Raw genomic sequence first — 13,324 nt, 5'->3', positions numbered from 1 at the left:
ATCCATTCTTATGAAAACTTCTCTTATTTCAAAACCATCAAAATTTTTAACCATTGTATTCAGCTGTTTAACATTAGCTGTCGTTTTTCAATCCTGTAAATCGGATAAAAAAGAAGCAAAATCTGAAGAAGTAGAAAAGGAAAACGTCGTTGATATTCTTACAGAGAACATGGACTTCCAAATGCCGGACACTATTCCGTCAGGTTGGACCACTTTTCGCTATAAAAATGCGTCACCACAAACGCATTTTGTGCTGATAGACAAATACCCTGAAGGCAAAACACTAGACACTGTTATGGCTGTTGTAGTTCCAGTTTTTGATGAAGGCATGAAACTCATCAATGAAGGGAAGGCTGAAGAAGGCTATGCGGCATTCGGCAAACTACCAACATGGTTTGGTGAACTCAAATTTATTGGGGGTACTGGGCTAATTTCACCTGAACGCGTTGCCCAAACAACGATGAAATTAGAGCCAGGTAATTACATATTAGAATGTTATGTAAAAATGAGCAACGGTGTATTTCATACCTCAATGGGCATGGCAAAAGAAGTGGTTGTCACTAACGAAGATTCAGGTAATTCTGAACCTAAAGCCGACTATGCCATTGAAATCTCAAGTACAGATGGAATTGTTTTAAATGAGACCCCAAGCGGAGGCACTCATACGTTTTCAGTTTTTTTCAAAGATCAAATTGTTCACGAACATTTTCTAGGTCATGATGTTAACCTAGCAAAACTAGATGAGACTGCCAATTTGGACGAGCTTAATAACTGGATGAATTGGGCTGATCCTAAAGGTCTAATTGAACCCGCTCCTCAAGGAATTACGTTTTTAGGTGGCGTTAACAATATGCTAGAAGGCGATACTGGATATTTCAATGCAACATTAGTCCCAGGTAAATATGCCTTTATTGCTGAAGTACCAAATGCTGTTGGTAAAAATATGCTGAAAGTATTTGAGGTGACTAGTCCTCAATAAGCTTTTAATTTATCTACCGCCATTAGCTTGTAGGTCTGCAATGCATTGAGGATCTAATTCTGGCACATTACCGCCAGAAACCATAGTAATACCTTCTCCCGTTGCAGCAGCATAATACATTAAGCAACTTTCTACATCACAATGTTTTGAGTGGCTTGGATCTTCATGTGCAGATTGCATTGGTGCACCTAGGTTAGTTAACCCTAATATGTGGCAAAATTCATGTTGCATTACCGCCGACTCTAAAACCGAGGTGCTTGGTTCAAAAGCGCCTCCACTTAAAGATTTTACTGTGGCTTCGTAAATCACAAATGAGGTATTGCGATACGCTGTCCCCAGTGTCACTTGGGTATTCGTATCTCCCTCTGCTTTCCCATCAGCAAAAAATGCCCAAACTGCAATGGTATTGGAAGTATTATACAAAGTTCTGTTTGCAGATTCAATATCAGCTATTTCTTGTGTGGTATAAGGTGAAAGTCCAGGAGATGGAATTGATCTGGATTGCACCGTAATGCCTCCAGGTTTATAGGTTCTGGCTCCAATAAATGATACCAAATTATTGACTGCAGCTTGAGTAGGTTGATTTCCTTCTACATAAACCAATTCAATTACTAAACTTTCAAAAGTATTATCAGAGAGTAGATCTCTTGATGAGCTTCCAGTTGGTTGCAGATTGGCGCTTATGTTATTTCCATTATTCCCCCCATTATCCCCAGGCGTCTCATCTTTAGAACATGAAACAGCAATTGAAATAAAAAGGAAAAGTGCTACTAATTTTTTCATGATGTTAAGTAGGTTTTAGGTCATGTTACACTATTAAAACTTGATGACTTTAATTTTATTGTTAACTGATTTGGGTTTAAATATACGTAATTATGAGTTTTCTGGTTTGCAATTAATAGAAACTGCCCATTGCATATACTTCACATACAATGGGCAATTTAGTCAAACTGTATTAAAAATCAAATCCAATGTAAAATTGCCAAACTCTATTTTTTGGGCTTCCTTCGTCATAAATATCGCCAAGCCCAAGATGGTAACGAGCACCTAAACTAACTCCAGATTCCGTTTTAAAACCAGCTCCAAAGTTCATTCCCCAGTCAAAATTACTTGGGTCATACTCTTGGGTTGAATCAAATACACCACCTTCAAATTCTTCTTTATGCGAAATAGCTAAACCAATTTGAGGACCAACTTCCATAAAAAAGCTTTCTCCTGGATAAGCTTTAAACATTAACGGCATATTTATATAATTCAGTTTTTGTGTATATGTTCCCCCACCGCTTCTTACTTCATAACCTTGTTGAGAATACAAAAGTTCTGGTTGAATTGAAATATTGTCATATAAAAATGACTCTCCATAAAAACCTATATGAAAGCCATGTCGTTGCTTGGTCTCTCCCTCACCATCAAAACTTACGGCGGCTAAATTGTATCCTCCTTTTATACCAGCATTTGAAGTTCTACTAGGGCTATCTTGTGCTTGAATTTCAAATAAAGAAATTAAACATATTACTAAAGTTATCAATTGCGTTTTCATAATAATTTACTTTTATTTTAATATTAAACTTCATATTAAACAGCTGCCGGATGATCCGGCAGCTGTTTCCCATAACAATACTGGTTAACTAACTAACCAACTAACTAAATAGGCATTAAATCTGTGTCAAAACTAAAGTCACTGCAGCGTTCGTTGTACTCTTCAATGAAATCGAGGTACTGCTAAAACTTGTTACTTCCCAAGTGTGATTTAAAAGATTGAATGATGTCGAGCCACTAAAATTTAAGCTCAAGTACACTTCAATTTGTGAAGTTACTGCATAGGTACCTTCAACATCTGCAACTAGTGCATTCACTACATTGTCTGCTTTTACTGTTAAGTCATTCGCAAAGTCGATGGTAAATTCGGCGTAATTGTTAGCCGATTCAACTCCAGAGTCAACAAACGATTGCACTTTAAACATCCCATCAACTAATATTTGCTCAAGGGCATCAGCACGTTCTTCTGCTTCTTCTTCTGCCTCTTGTTCTTCTAAACATTCATTAATACTAGATTGTAAACTTGCATCACTATCTACACTTGCAGAAGTTCCGTTGCTGAACATTACTGTAATTGGATAACTGATTGAAAATAATTCGTCATTACCTAGGTTGTCCATATATGAAAATAGTTGTTGTTCAGACTGAATTACTAAACTTCCTGTTTGATCTAAATTTAAATTGTAGGTTAAAATAGTGATAGGAAATTGAATATCTAGACATGAAATAGCATCTTTCCCTTCTGCTTCAGCAGCTTCACATGCGTTTATAATAGCATCGTACTCTCCTTGTGAGGTCACTAATACTTCTGTGTAGTTACTTAATCTCACGGTAAATGGAAATTGTAAAACCACTTGATCATTATCGTTATTATACTGTCCTAAAATATTTATAACCTGTTGATAATCTGATTGACTTATTACAGAAACCTGTGTTCCGTTAACTGTTGCCACTACTGGCAATAATATAGATGAGCAAGAATTACCATCTAAAAAATCATCAAATGAACCATCATACATTGCAGTTCTTTTGTAATTACTAGCTGCTACAGAATTGGCATCATTAGTGTTTGGGTTTTCACCTATTTGGTTGTCAATTTCATCCTGACAAGAGGTGAAACTTAATAAGGTTATTAAACTAATTCCTAAAATACTTTTGATCGTTTTCATAATTCTAAATTTTTATAATTTGGGTTACTTTTCTTTTTCACAGCAATTTATTTTGCCGTTCTATTAGTAAGACAACCAACTTCTATTCTTCCCTATACTTTTTTACAATTTTTTTTGCATTGACTTGTAAATTATTGATTTTGTGTTTTTTAAATAAATTAAAATATAACAACACTTTTATTGGTCACTAATTTTAATAGCATACCGCTCTCTATTTATATTAATTTGTTATAATATTGCAATGGTAAAAATATCCCAAAGTATTATATGAACAACTCTGAACATAATCTCTGTAATGATTCATATTTCAACGATTTTTATGTTACACATTTACAATCTGCAAGTAATTTTGCGTTTTATAAATGTGGAAATAGCGATGCGGCTTTAGATCTCGTTCAAGAAGCTTTTGCCAAAATTTGGGAAAATTGTTCTAAAATTGATGTCACTAAAGCCAAAACCTATTTATTTACTACGGTCAATAATCTATTCTTAAATACGGTCAAACACCAAAAGGTGGTTTTAAAATACGCGAAAGCGGCACCATATAAAGATAAAGACAACCAAAGTCCCGAATATATTATGGAGGAAGAGGAGTTTAAACAAAAGCTCCAAAATGCCATTGCAGATTTAAGCGAAGATCAACGTGAAGTTTTTTTAATGAACCGTATTGATGGAAAAAAATATAGAGAAATTGCCGAAATTTTAGACATTTCTCAAAAGACCGTGGAAAAAAGAATGTCTGGTGCATTACAAATTTTAAGGCGTCAAATAAAAAATTTATAAAAATTTAAACTTTTGCGTAGGGTAAAAAATATAACAGTTGTCTTATTTACAGAATAGTAAAAGATGAAAAGCGAAAAAGACATATTAAAATGGTTTGATAACGAACTTTCAGAGGGCGAATTAAAGGACTTAAAACAGTCTGATGATTTTGAAACTATAGAAAAAATTGGTTACTACGCGTCTCAATTAGAAGCTCCAAAAATTGATCCTCAAAAAGCGCTAGAAGTATTTAAAACCAAGCATCCCGCTAAAAAAGAAGGTAAAGTCATCAACTTTAATTTTAAATCAATTATGAGAGTTGCGGCTGTTGTTACAATTCTTTTAACCTCGTCTTACTTTTTGTTTTTTAATGCACAACAAACTTTTAATACCGATCTAGCAGAATCACGTCAATTAATGCTGCCTGATAATTCTGAAGTTATTTTAAATGCTCAATCTTCATTGAGTTTTAATAAAAAAACATGGAAAGATAAAAGGGATTTGAACCTCGATGGTGAAGCCTTTTTTAAAGTGAGTAAAGGACAAACTTTTAGTGTAAATACAAGTGCTGGAGTTGTTAAGGTTTTAGGAACGCAATTCAATGTAAAAGAACGAAACAACTATTTTGAAGTACATTGTTATGAAGGCTTGGTTAGTGTTACCTATAATGATGAAACTGTAAAACTGCCTAAAGGAACTATCTTTAGGGTCATCAATGGAACAGTCGAACTTTTAGAAGATACGAGAGCTTTAAATCCTTCATGGATGCAATCTGAATCTAGTTTTAATAGAATACCTTTGGCACAAGTTATAGATGAACTTGAGCGCCAATACGATATAAACATACAAATTGATGGTATTGACACCAACCAATTATATACCGGAACATTTACCCATGATAATAAAGCTACCGCTTTAGAATCTGTGACCGTTCCTTTAAAATTAAGTTATAAATTGGACGGAAAAAATGTTATATTCTATCAGTACAATGGTAAATAAGGTTTTTTTATACATTTTGCTATCAGTTTCATGTCTAGGGATGGCTCAAACCAATTCTCAAACCGTTCCGTTGGAAGAAGTGATAACTGTTTTAGAGACTCAATTTGATGTCAAGGTTTCATATGCTGTGAATGATGTCAAAGACATTTTTATTGAAAAACCTGATCCTTCCCTGACCTTACAGGAAACCATTGCTTACTTAAATTCTAAAACATTACTTAATTTTAAACTTTTAGATAACCGATATATTACTGTTTCGGTTATTGATAAGCAAATTAGTATTTGTGGTTATGTGATAAGTTTAGTAGATGATTCACCCCTATTTGGAGCAACAATTGCGGTCAACAATACAAACACAGGTGCTGTAGCAAACACTGAAGGACGTTTTAACCTTGAGAACATTTCTGCCAATGCAATATTGACCATATCCTTTTTGGGATTTGAGACCAAACAAATTGCGGCCAATCAATTGTTTTCACCCAACGGCACTTGCAAACGTATTTTATTGGGAGAGGCAAGTGAAGCTTTAAATCAAGTCCTTATCACCAAATTCTTAACCACGGGTCTTCAGAAATTAATTGACGGAAGCACCGTTTTAAATACCAAGGCTTTTGGAATCTTACCGGGTTTAATAGAACCTGATATATTACAATCTATACAAGCACTTCCTGGTGTTGAGAGTGTAGATGAAAGCATTGCTAACATCAATGTGAGAGGGGGTACCAACGATCAAAACCTTGTCCTTTGGGATGGCATTAAAATGTACCATTCGGGGCATTTTTTTGGATTGATATCGGCCTATAACCCTTATCTAACCGAAAAAGTTGTCGTTACAAAAAACGGCACTAGTACTCAATATAGTGATGGTGTTTCAAGTACAATCAACATTTTCACAAAGGATAAAATCAACTCAAAAATAAATGGAGGAGTCGGTTTAAATTTAATTAGTGCCGATGCTTTTGTAGAAATTCCTATTACTAAAAATGTGGCGTTTCATCTATCGGGCAGACGCTCATTTACCGATGCCTTTAGTACACCAACCTACGATAATTATTTTGACCGAAGTTTTCAGGATAGTGAAATCAATACAAGATCAAATAATGATAACGCTCAATCCTCCTCTGATTTTCTGTTTTATGATTATACCGCTAAATTACTCGTAGATCTTAACGATAATCACAGCTTTCGGGCAAATTTCATCAGCATTAATAACAATCTAGATTATGCTGAAAGTTTTACAACTTCAGAAAATACTACAGAATCTAAAACTAGTAATTTAACGCAGAATAATTTAGGTTATGGGCTGCAATGGAAAGGTCAGTGGACTGATAAATTCAGCACTCACATTACCGGATATTATTCAAAATATAATGTGGATGCCACTGACAACAGAGTTGAAACAGACCAACGTCTTACCCAAAGCAACGAAGTACTTGATACCGGCATTAAGCTTAATTCAACCTTAACGGTTAACCAAAATTTGAATATTCTATCAGGGTATCAGCTCAACGAAACGGGTATTTTAAATGAGACCACGGTAAGCTCTCCTCAATATGAACTCACAAAAAAAGATGTATTGATTAATCACGCCATATTTTCTGAAGCCGAATACCGAAAAAACAACACCTACTTTAGGGCTGGAGTTCGAGTCAATTACTTTCAGAAATTTGACAAACTTGTAATAGAACCACGACTTAATATCAGGCAAAAGCTATCCAATCGATTAGCTTTAAAATTAGAAGGTGAATTTAAAAACCAATCTGCCACACAAATTGTAGACTTTCAGGATGACTTTTTAGGTGTTGAAAATCGTCGTTGGATTTTAGCAAACAACAGCTCAATTCCTATTGCGACAAGTAAACAAGGATCGTTTGGAGTAGAATTCAATCAAAACAATTTAAATCTTGAAGTCACTTCATTTTATAAATTAGTTGATGGGATCACGGCTTCCAATCAAGGATTTTACAATAACTTTCAGTATGTAAATGCCTCTGGAAGCTATACCGCGAAAGGCGTCGAATTCTTAATCAACAAAACTGCTAATCAATACAGCACATGGTTAAGTTATACCTACAGCACCAATGATTACGAATTTGAGACCTTTACACCTTCAAATTTTCCAAATAATGTAGATATCAGGCACTCTCTTTCACTTGCATTCAATTATGATATTTTAGAGGACTTGCAGGTAGCTCTTGGTGGAATTTGGCGCACTGGAAAACCTTACACAAAACCTATTGAAGGCAATGAAACGGTTCAAGACGGCAATACTACTTTTGTAAATTATGACACTCCTAACAGCGAACGATTGGATGAATTTTTACGTTTGGATGCCTCTGTTAACTATAGTTTTGAATTCTCAAACGCAGTAAAAGCATCTTTAAGAGCTGGGGTAATCAACCTTACCGACAGAAAAAATAGTATCAACAGGTATTACGAAGTAAATCCAAACAATTCTAACGAAGCCATAGAGATAAATAATACCTCACTTGGCTTGACCCCTAATTTTAGTTTCAGAATTAACTTTTAAAGTTTGAATCAGAAATTAATTACCTTTATTAGAAAATATAGTATTTATGACTAATGAAGAATTTCACCTATTAAAATACCCAATTGGCGAACTTAACATCCCTCAAAACAGTACCAGCCAACAAATTTCGGAATGGATTAATGAAATTGAACAGTTCCCGGAAGCAGTTGTAGCACTAACCAAAAATTTATCAAATGAACAACTCAATTGGATCTACCGTCCTGAAGGTTGGACCATAAAGCAAGTTGTACATCATTGTTCTGACAGTCATATGAACAGCCTCATTCGTTTTAAACTTGCCCTTACTGAAGATATGCCAACTATAAAACCTTATTACGAAGATAGATGGGCAAAACTTGTTGATGGCAATTCAAATGACCTAAATTATTCTTTGATGCTACTTAAGGGTTTACATGCTAAACTGGTAATTTTATTAAGAAGTTTGACTCCAAATGATTTAAAACGCCAATACATTCACCCCGAACATGGTAAACGCTTTAGTTTAGAACAAACCATTTACATTTACGCATGGCACAGTAAGCACCATTTGGCACATATTAAGCAAGCACTCAAGCATAAAGGTGAATTTTAAGTACCATATAAAACCTTAAACGAATTGAAGTTGTCAATCTTCGCGACTCAATTTTCTTCTAATTTTATTAATGGCCGACTCAATGGATTTATCAGGTTCTATAAGATTGTAAGCACCCCAAAAATCGGGATCTGAAAACCCTGAAATTGCATCACTAATAATGATGTTTGGTCGTATGCGATCTTTAGGAATGGAAACAACATCTGTTGAATACGCCGTTTCCCAATCGGTTACGGCCATTTCACTTGCAATTGAATATACCGAATTAAACAATTTTCGTTTTTTATTAACCTTAAAGGTTAGATTAACGCTACCATAACTGTAATACCATTTACCATCTTTTTCTTGGTAATTCACTTTATATGAAGCTTCAGTTGGATAGGTAATCACATCTCTAGGTTTCTTTCTCACAAAAAACTCGCTCGCACTTCGTTTATCCTCTATATTAAGTGCATAAGTTGCACTGGTTAAGGCCAATGATTTTGCATCTATATATAATTTCCCCATGTACCCCAATGGCATCCCATCATCCTTTTTTTTAAACCTTACTACATAAACTAGCTTGTTATTTACCGTAGTTGGTGCTTCAAAACTGTATTTATAATCGCCTATGGTTTCATTTGAAAAAATATATTCTGGGTATTTCATGATATCCAAATAAAGTGTTGAAAAGGGACCACCTTGTAATTTAAAAGCGAGGGTATCTAAAATTCTATAATCGGTACTTTTTCTGGCTTTATGAAGTGCCATAACATCCCTAGCGCTGTTAGTATACGGTTGCTTATAGAGGTTAACCACAGCTTCAGTTAAAGATACATCCCGATTTCGTTTTTTGATGGTTTCGCGATAAAAAGCGGTCATTAAAACTGGTTTATCTAAATTGTTTTTGGATTTATTTTCAAAAACCTTACGCACTAAAGCTTCGGCATTTTTAAAATTGGTCACATTAACTTGAGAAAGTTCTGTAAGTGACGGTTGAAGTGCTATTCGCGTATCCTGACCAATGAGACTACTTAATTCCACTTCTTTGATTTGGTAGCCTAAAATTGAAAATATCACGATACGTTCTTTGGTGGCTTCGGTTACTTTTAAAATAAACTGGCCATCGGCATTAGTTACTGTAGCAATATTGGTGTTTTTGATATTCAAATTCACAGCCTCCAAAGGTTTTTTTGATTCAGCATCAACAACAACACCTTTATATTCGGCAAATCCGTCTTGCGCCATTATTATAAATGACATCAGAAACATGGAACAGCTCAACAGCTTTGAGAAAAAACCTCGGTGGATATTAGCTTTCATGATTTCAATTTTTTTTAAATTATAAACAAAAGGAAAAGTCAACTAAAGTTACGAAATTTTAATGATTTTAAATACAAAAGCACTGAACTAGTTTAGGTTACAAAAACTCTATAGATTTATTTTTAAATTATAAAGTCACAATCAAAACACATCCTTTTATAAAAAAAAGCCTCGCATTTGCGAGGCTTTTCATAGCAATTTCAACCTTTATTAATACATTGGCGTAATAGTGATTTGCACAATATCTGAAAGATTTGGATAGCTATAGCCGTCATCTACCAACTGCACTACACCATTTTCATCAACACCAGTATCAGGACCCGATTGTCGAGGCGCCTGATTAGGCCCTACTCCTGGCTCTTCATTAACCTCGGTTCCAGCATCCCATAATTCCATGTACATGGTAATATCACCACTTATAGGATCTTTTTTGTCATTAAACAGAGCAAGTCCCATGGCACTAGGTCCAATAAACAAATCGTTAGACTGTACGAACATCGTGGCAAAATTTAAATAATCACCATACTTAGCCGTTACATAAAACTCATACGAATCTCCGGGAAAAGCAGGTGCTGGACCACCACCACCAACTGGTGTTGTGAAGGCACCATGAGATCGTACTTCAGAATCATTTTCTAAACTAGATACTAACATTCCAGGGTTTCCATCTTCAGCAATAGCCTCTAATCCTTCACCATAATCTGCATAGCCTGGCATAAATAATGGTGCTGTATTTTTCTTTTGCACAACATAAATCCCCGGAGACAAAACATTTGGATATGCTTGCGATCCGCCTAAATTATGAATGGTTACTTTAAATTTTGTAAATGCATTATTAGAATTGGCTTTAATCGCACTACTATTGGCTGTATTGAATGCTTCATTAAGCGTTTCAGAATCATTACTGCAACTCCAAATAAGAACTGCCATAAGAGGGATGATAAACATACGTTTTTTCATAATTTTTTGGTTTTAATTAATATTCAACACAAACCTATCTTTTAACTATCACAATCCTGTAACAAGGTTATATACGTTTTATAACTTTTAAGGCAGCAACACCCTATAATTATACGATAAACAAGACTTATATTACAAATTAGTAATGTGATACTCTCGTGATACATTTTTAATAATAGTTCATTAACTTGCTTAAAATTATAATTGTTAATGACCACTATTTTAGTTATTGAGGATGACAGGCATATAGCTGAATTAATTTCAATTAACTTGGAAGATGATCAAACCCAAGTGCAATTGTGCTATAATGGTACAGAAGGCTTTTTAGAGGCCACAAAAAAAGAATTCGACCTTATTATCTTAGACCTAATGCTTCCTGGTAAAAAAGGAATGGATATTTGCCGCGATTTGCGTGCCAGTAAGGTTATTACACCAATACTGATGCTCACCAGCAAAAGTGATGAAATAGATAAAATTCTTGGTCTTGAAACCGGTGCCGACGATTATATCACAAAACCATTTAGCATTCGTGAGTTTCAAGCTCGTGTAAAAGCCATTGTAAGACGATCCAAACTAGATTCAGAGCAATTAGAAGCAGCTACCTTGCCAGAGTTGCGTATCAAAAGCCTTATTATCAATCAAGACTTAAGAAAGGTAGAGCATAACAATGAGCGTCTCAACTTAACGCCAAAAGAGTTCGAATTACTATCCCTTATGGCTAATAATCCAGGTAAAACTTATAGCCGTGCACAATTATTACATAAAATTTGGGGATATGAATTTGAAGGCTATGAGCATACAGTTAATTCTCACATCAATAGATTGAGAGCTAAAATTGAAAAAGATGCCGGCAACCCAGAGTATATTTTAACCACTTGGGGTGTTGGGTATCGATTTACAGAAGCATAATATGAGAACGAGAAACACATTATTTTATAAAATTGCAGGAATACTAACACTACTGTTTTTACTGTTGGCTTTTTTAGTGACCAATACCTCGTTAAAACTCTCAAAAGATTATCACGACGAAATCACCCAAGGCCTTAATAAAAATGTATCTACTTACATTGTTAAAGAAGTTCAGGGTTTGTACGATGGCAAAACGGTGGCAGAATCTAAGATGGGAGATCTTATGCACCACGTTATGGCAACCAATCCTGCTACCGAAGTGTATTTACTAGATTTGGAAGGCCATATTCTAAAACATGTGGCCATGGACAAGGAAGTGAAAGCTAAAAAGGTGGATTTAGCACCTATAAAAAACTTTATTTCCAACGATGGCAACCTTTACATCAAAGGTGACGATCCAAAAGGATCAGGTGAAAAAAAAATATTTTCTGCGGCTCCATATCTCCATAACGACCAAACGGTAGGCTATATTTATACCATAGTTGGCGGAAATGATTACGATACCCTTTTAAGTAAGCATCAAGGAAGTTATATTAGAAAAATGAGCGTACAAGGCATGCTATACGCTTTGATTGCTGCCTTTATTGTTTCCTTACTTGCTGTGTACTTGCTGACGCGAAATTTCAATAAAATCACCTCTGCGTTTCAGTCGTTTCAAAAAGGTGATCACGACGCCCGTATAAAAGGTATTGAGCATGGTGAAATGGGCCTTTTGGCAACCACATTTAACGAAATGGCCGATACCTTACAGTCCAACATCAAGGATTTGCAAAGTGTTGATACTTTACGAAAAGAACTCATTGCTAATATTTCACATGATTTAAGAACACCTATTGCTTCCATTCGTGGGTTTGTTGAAACGCTGGTGATTAAAGACGACGAATTAACCGAAGATCAGAAAAAGCGTTACATGGAAATCGTCATTAAAAATACCGATAAGCTAAAAAAACTGGTTGACGATCTGTTTGAATTGAGCAAACTGGAAGCCAAACAACAACCCATGCAACATGAGGCTATACAAATGGCAGAGATAATACAAGATATCGCTGATAAATACCGCATCATTGCCCAAAATAAAGGCGTGAGCCTTAATACGGTTTACTCCAAAGATCTTCCTTTAGTGTATGCCGATATTGCCCTCATAGACCGAGCCTTGCAAAATATTATCGATAACGCCATTGCCCATTGTAAAAAAGGCGATGTGGTCACACTCGAACTCACTCGCGAGGACCATAACGTTAAAATTACTATATCTGATACTGGAAGCGGTATTTCAGAACACGAGTTGCCCCATATTTTTGAGCGTTATCGTAAAGGTAAATTTCTTAAAGAAAATAAAGAAGGTAGCGGCCTAGGTTTGGCCATTGTGAAGCGCATTATGGACCTACACAACACCCATATTGGTGTTAAAAGTGTGTTGGACCAAGGTACCGCATTTTTCTTTACACTTCCTATCCATAAGCAATACAAAACCCTTTAGTTTTTTGAAAGTAAAAAATTGATGTTTACCCAAAATGAATGGGGATATTGAGTATATTTATTTTTATATAACGAGTTGGCTGTAATTTGAACATTCAATATTT

General features: G+C 35.1%; 12 protein-coding genes. 7 read left to right on the top strand and 5 right to left on the bottom strand.

Annotated elements, in window-relative coordinates:
* Positions 1-10 precede the first annotated feature (10 nt).
* Entirely contained in the window at positions 11-979 is a 969-nt protein-coding gene (locus ACFO5O_RS00270; RefSeq protein WP_387959804.1) for a hypothetical protein, read from the top strand.
* Between the two features lie 9 nt (positions 980-988).
* Here the strand turns inward: ACFO5O_RS00270 and ACFO5O_RS00265 are convergent, their stop codons facing one another.
* From ACFO5O_RS00265 to ACFO5O_RS00255, 3 genes are all read right to left on the bottom strand, one after another.
* A complete protein-coding gene (locus ACFO5O_RS00265; protein ID WP_387959802.1) occupies positions 989-1,762 on the bottom strand; it encodes a membrane metalloprotease in 774 nt (257 codons plus the stop codon).
* Positions 1,763-1,934: 172 nt separating this feature from the next.
* Positions 1,935-2,519 (bottom strand): porin family protein, encoded by a 585-nt coding sequence (locus ACFO5O_RS00260; protein WP_387959800.1) that lies wholly within the window; start codon positions 2,517-2,519, stop codon positions 1,935-1,937.
* Positions 2,520-2,634: 115 nt separating this feature from the next.
* A complete protein-coding gene (locus ACFO5O_RS00255) occupies positions 2,635-3,687 on the bottom strand; it encodes a hypothetical protein (protein ID WP_387959798.1) in 1,053 nt (350 codons plus the stop codon).
* A gap of 267 nt (positions 3,688-3,954) precedes the next feature.
* On the opposite strand from ACFO5O_RS00255, the gene ACFO5O_RS00250 reads away from it, so the two are divergent.
* The 4 genes from ACFO5O_RS00250 (at position 3,955) to ACFO5O_RS00235 (ending at position 8,570) form a co-directional block, all read left to right on the top strand.
* The gene (locus tag ACFO5O_RS00250; protein WP_387959796.1) at positions 3,955-4,470 is read left to right on the top strand and encodes an RNA polymerase sigma factor; all 516 of its coding nucleotides are present in this window, start codon (positions 3,955-3,957) and stop codon (positions 4,468-4,470) included.
* A 63-nt stretch (positions 4,471-4,533) separates the two neighbouring features.
* Positions 4,534-5,448: a FecR family protein gene (locus tag ACFO5O_RS00245; RefSeq protein WP_387959794.1), complete on the top strand. Its 915-nt coding sequence runs from the start codon at positions 4,534-4,536 to the stop codon at positions 5,446-5,448.
* Positions 5,417-7,978, top strand: a complete 2,562-nt coding sequence (locus ACFO5O_RS00240; RefSeq protein ID WP_387959792.1) for a TonB-dependent receptor — start codon at positions 5,417-5,419, stop codon at positions 7,976-7,978. Before ACFO5O_RS00245 ends, ACFO5O_RS00240 begins: the two co-directional genes overlap by 32 nt.
* 46 nt (positions 7,979-8,024) lie before the next feature.
* On the top strand, positions 8,025-8,570 hold the full coding sequence (locus ACFO5O_RS00235; protein WP_387959790.1) for a YfiT family bacillithiol transferase: 546 nt from the start codon (positions 8,025-8,027) through the stop codon (positions 8,568-8,570).
* A gap of 33 nt (positions 8,571-8,603) precedes the next feature.
* Here ACFO5O_RS00235 and ACFO5O_RS00230 read toward each other — a convergent pair whose 3' ends face one another.
* Complete coding sequence (locus ACFO5O_RS00230; RefSeq protein WP_387959788.1) at positions 8,604-9,872, bottom strand: carboxypeptidase-like regulatory domain-containing protein; 1,269 nt, start codon at positions 9,870-9,872, stop codon at positions 8,604-8,606.
* 210 nt (positions 9,873-10,082) lie between these two features.
* Entirely contained in the window at positions 10,083-10,832 is a 750-nt protein-coding gene (locus tag ACFO5O_RS00225; RefSeq protein WP_387959786.1) for a spondin domain-containing protein, read from the bottom strand.
* Between the two features lie 210 nt (positions 10,833-11,042).
* On the opposite strand from ACFO5O_RS00225, the gene ACFO5O_RS00220 reads away from it, so the two are divergent.
* Together ACFO5O_RS00220 and ACFO5O_RS00215 are read left to right on the top strand one after the other, a co-directional pair.
* Positions 11,043-11,741 carry a winged helix-turn-helix domain-containing protein gene (locus tag ACFO5O_RS00220; protein ID WP_387959784.1) on the top strand — a complete coding sequence of 233 codons (699 nt, stop codon included), beginning with the start codon at positions 11,043-11,045 and terminating at the stop codon, positions 11,739-11,741.
* A 1-nt stretch (position 11,742) separates the two neighbouring features.
* Entirely contained in the window at positions 11,743-13,221 is a 1,479-nt protein-coding gene (locus ACFO5O_RS00215; RefSeq protein ID WP_387959782.1) for a sensor histidine kinase, read from the top strand.
* The last annotated feature ends 103 nt before the right edge of the window (positions 13,222-13,324 follow it).

Origin of the sequence: Geojedonia litorea, assembly GCF_042654525.1 — a bacterium.
GTDB classification, from domain to species: Bacteria; Bacteroidota; Bacteroidia; order Flavobacteriales; family Flavobacteriaceae; genus Geojedonia; species Geojedonia litorea.
The sequence above is the reverse complement of the archived record's forward strand: the minus strand, read 5'-3'. Positions and strand labels throughout refer to the sequence as shown.

What these genes read in the sequence shown, in the direction of transcription:
- ACFO5O_RS00270 (WP_387959804.1), top strand. Translation starts at nt 11, where the DNA reads ATGAAAACTTCTCTTATTTCAAAACCATCAAAATTTTTAACCATTGTA.
- ACFO5O_RS00265 (WP_387959802.1), bottom strand. Translation starts at nt 1,762, where the DNA reads ATGAAAAAATTAGTAGCACTTTTCCTTTTTATTTCAATTGCTGTTTCA.
- ACFO5O_RS00260 (WP_387959800.1), bottom strand. Translation starts at nt 2,519, where the DNA reads ATGAAAACGCAATTGATAACTTTAGTAATATGTTTAATTTCTTTATTT.
- ACFO5O_RS00255 (WP_387959798.1), bottom strand. Translation starts at nt 3,687, where the DNA reads ATGAAAACGATCAAAAGTATTTTAGGAATTAGTTTAATAACCTTATTA.
- ACFO5O_RS00250 (WP_387959796.1), top strand. Translation starts at nt 3,955, where the DNA reads ATGAACAACTCTGAACATAATCTCTGTAATGATTCATATTTCAACGAT.
- ACFO5O_RS00245 (WP_387959794.1), top strand. Translation starts at nt 4,534, where the DNA reads ATGAAAAGCGAAAAAGACATATTAAAATGGTTTGATAACGAACTTTCA.
- ACFO5O_RS00240 (WP_387959792.1), top strand. Translation starts at nt 5,417, where the DNA reads ATGTTATATTCTATCAGTACAATGGTAAATAAGGTTTTTTTATACATT.
- ACFO5O_RS00235 (WP_387959790.1), top strand. Translation starts at nt 8,025, where the DNA reads ATGACTAATGAAGAATTTCACCTATTAAAATACCCAATTGGCGAACTT.
- ACFO5O_RS00230 (WP_387959788.1), bottom strand. Translation starts at nt 9,872, where the DNA reads ATGAAAGCTAATATCCACCGAGGTTTTTTCTCAAAGCTGTTGAGCTGT.
- ACFO5O_RS00225 (WP_387959786.1), bottom strand. Translation starts at nt 10,832, where the DNA reads ATGAAAAAACGTATGTTTATCATCCCTCTTATGGCAGTTCTTATTTGG.
- ACFO5O_RS00220 (WP_387959784.1), top strand. Translation starts at nt 11,043, where the DNA reads ATGACCACTATTTTAGTTATTGAGGATGACAGGCATATAGCTGAATTA.
- ACFO5O_RS00215 (WP_387959782.1), top strand. Translation starts at nt 11,743, where the DNA reads ATGAGAACGAGAAACACATTATTTTATAAAATTGCAGGAATACTAACA.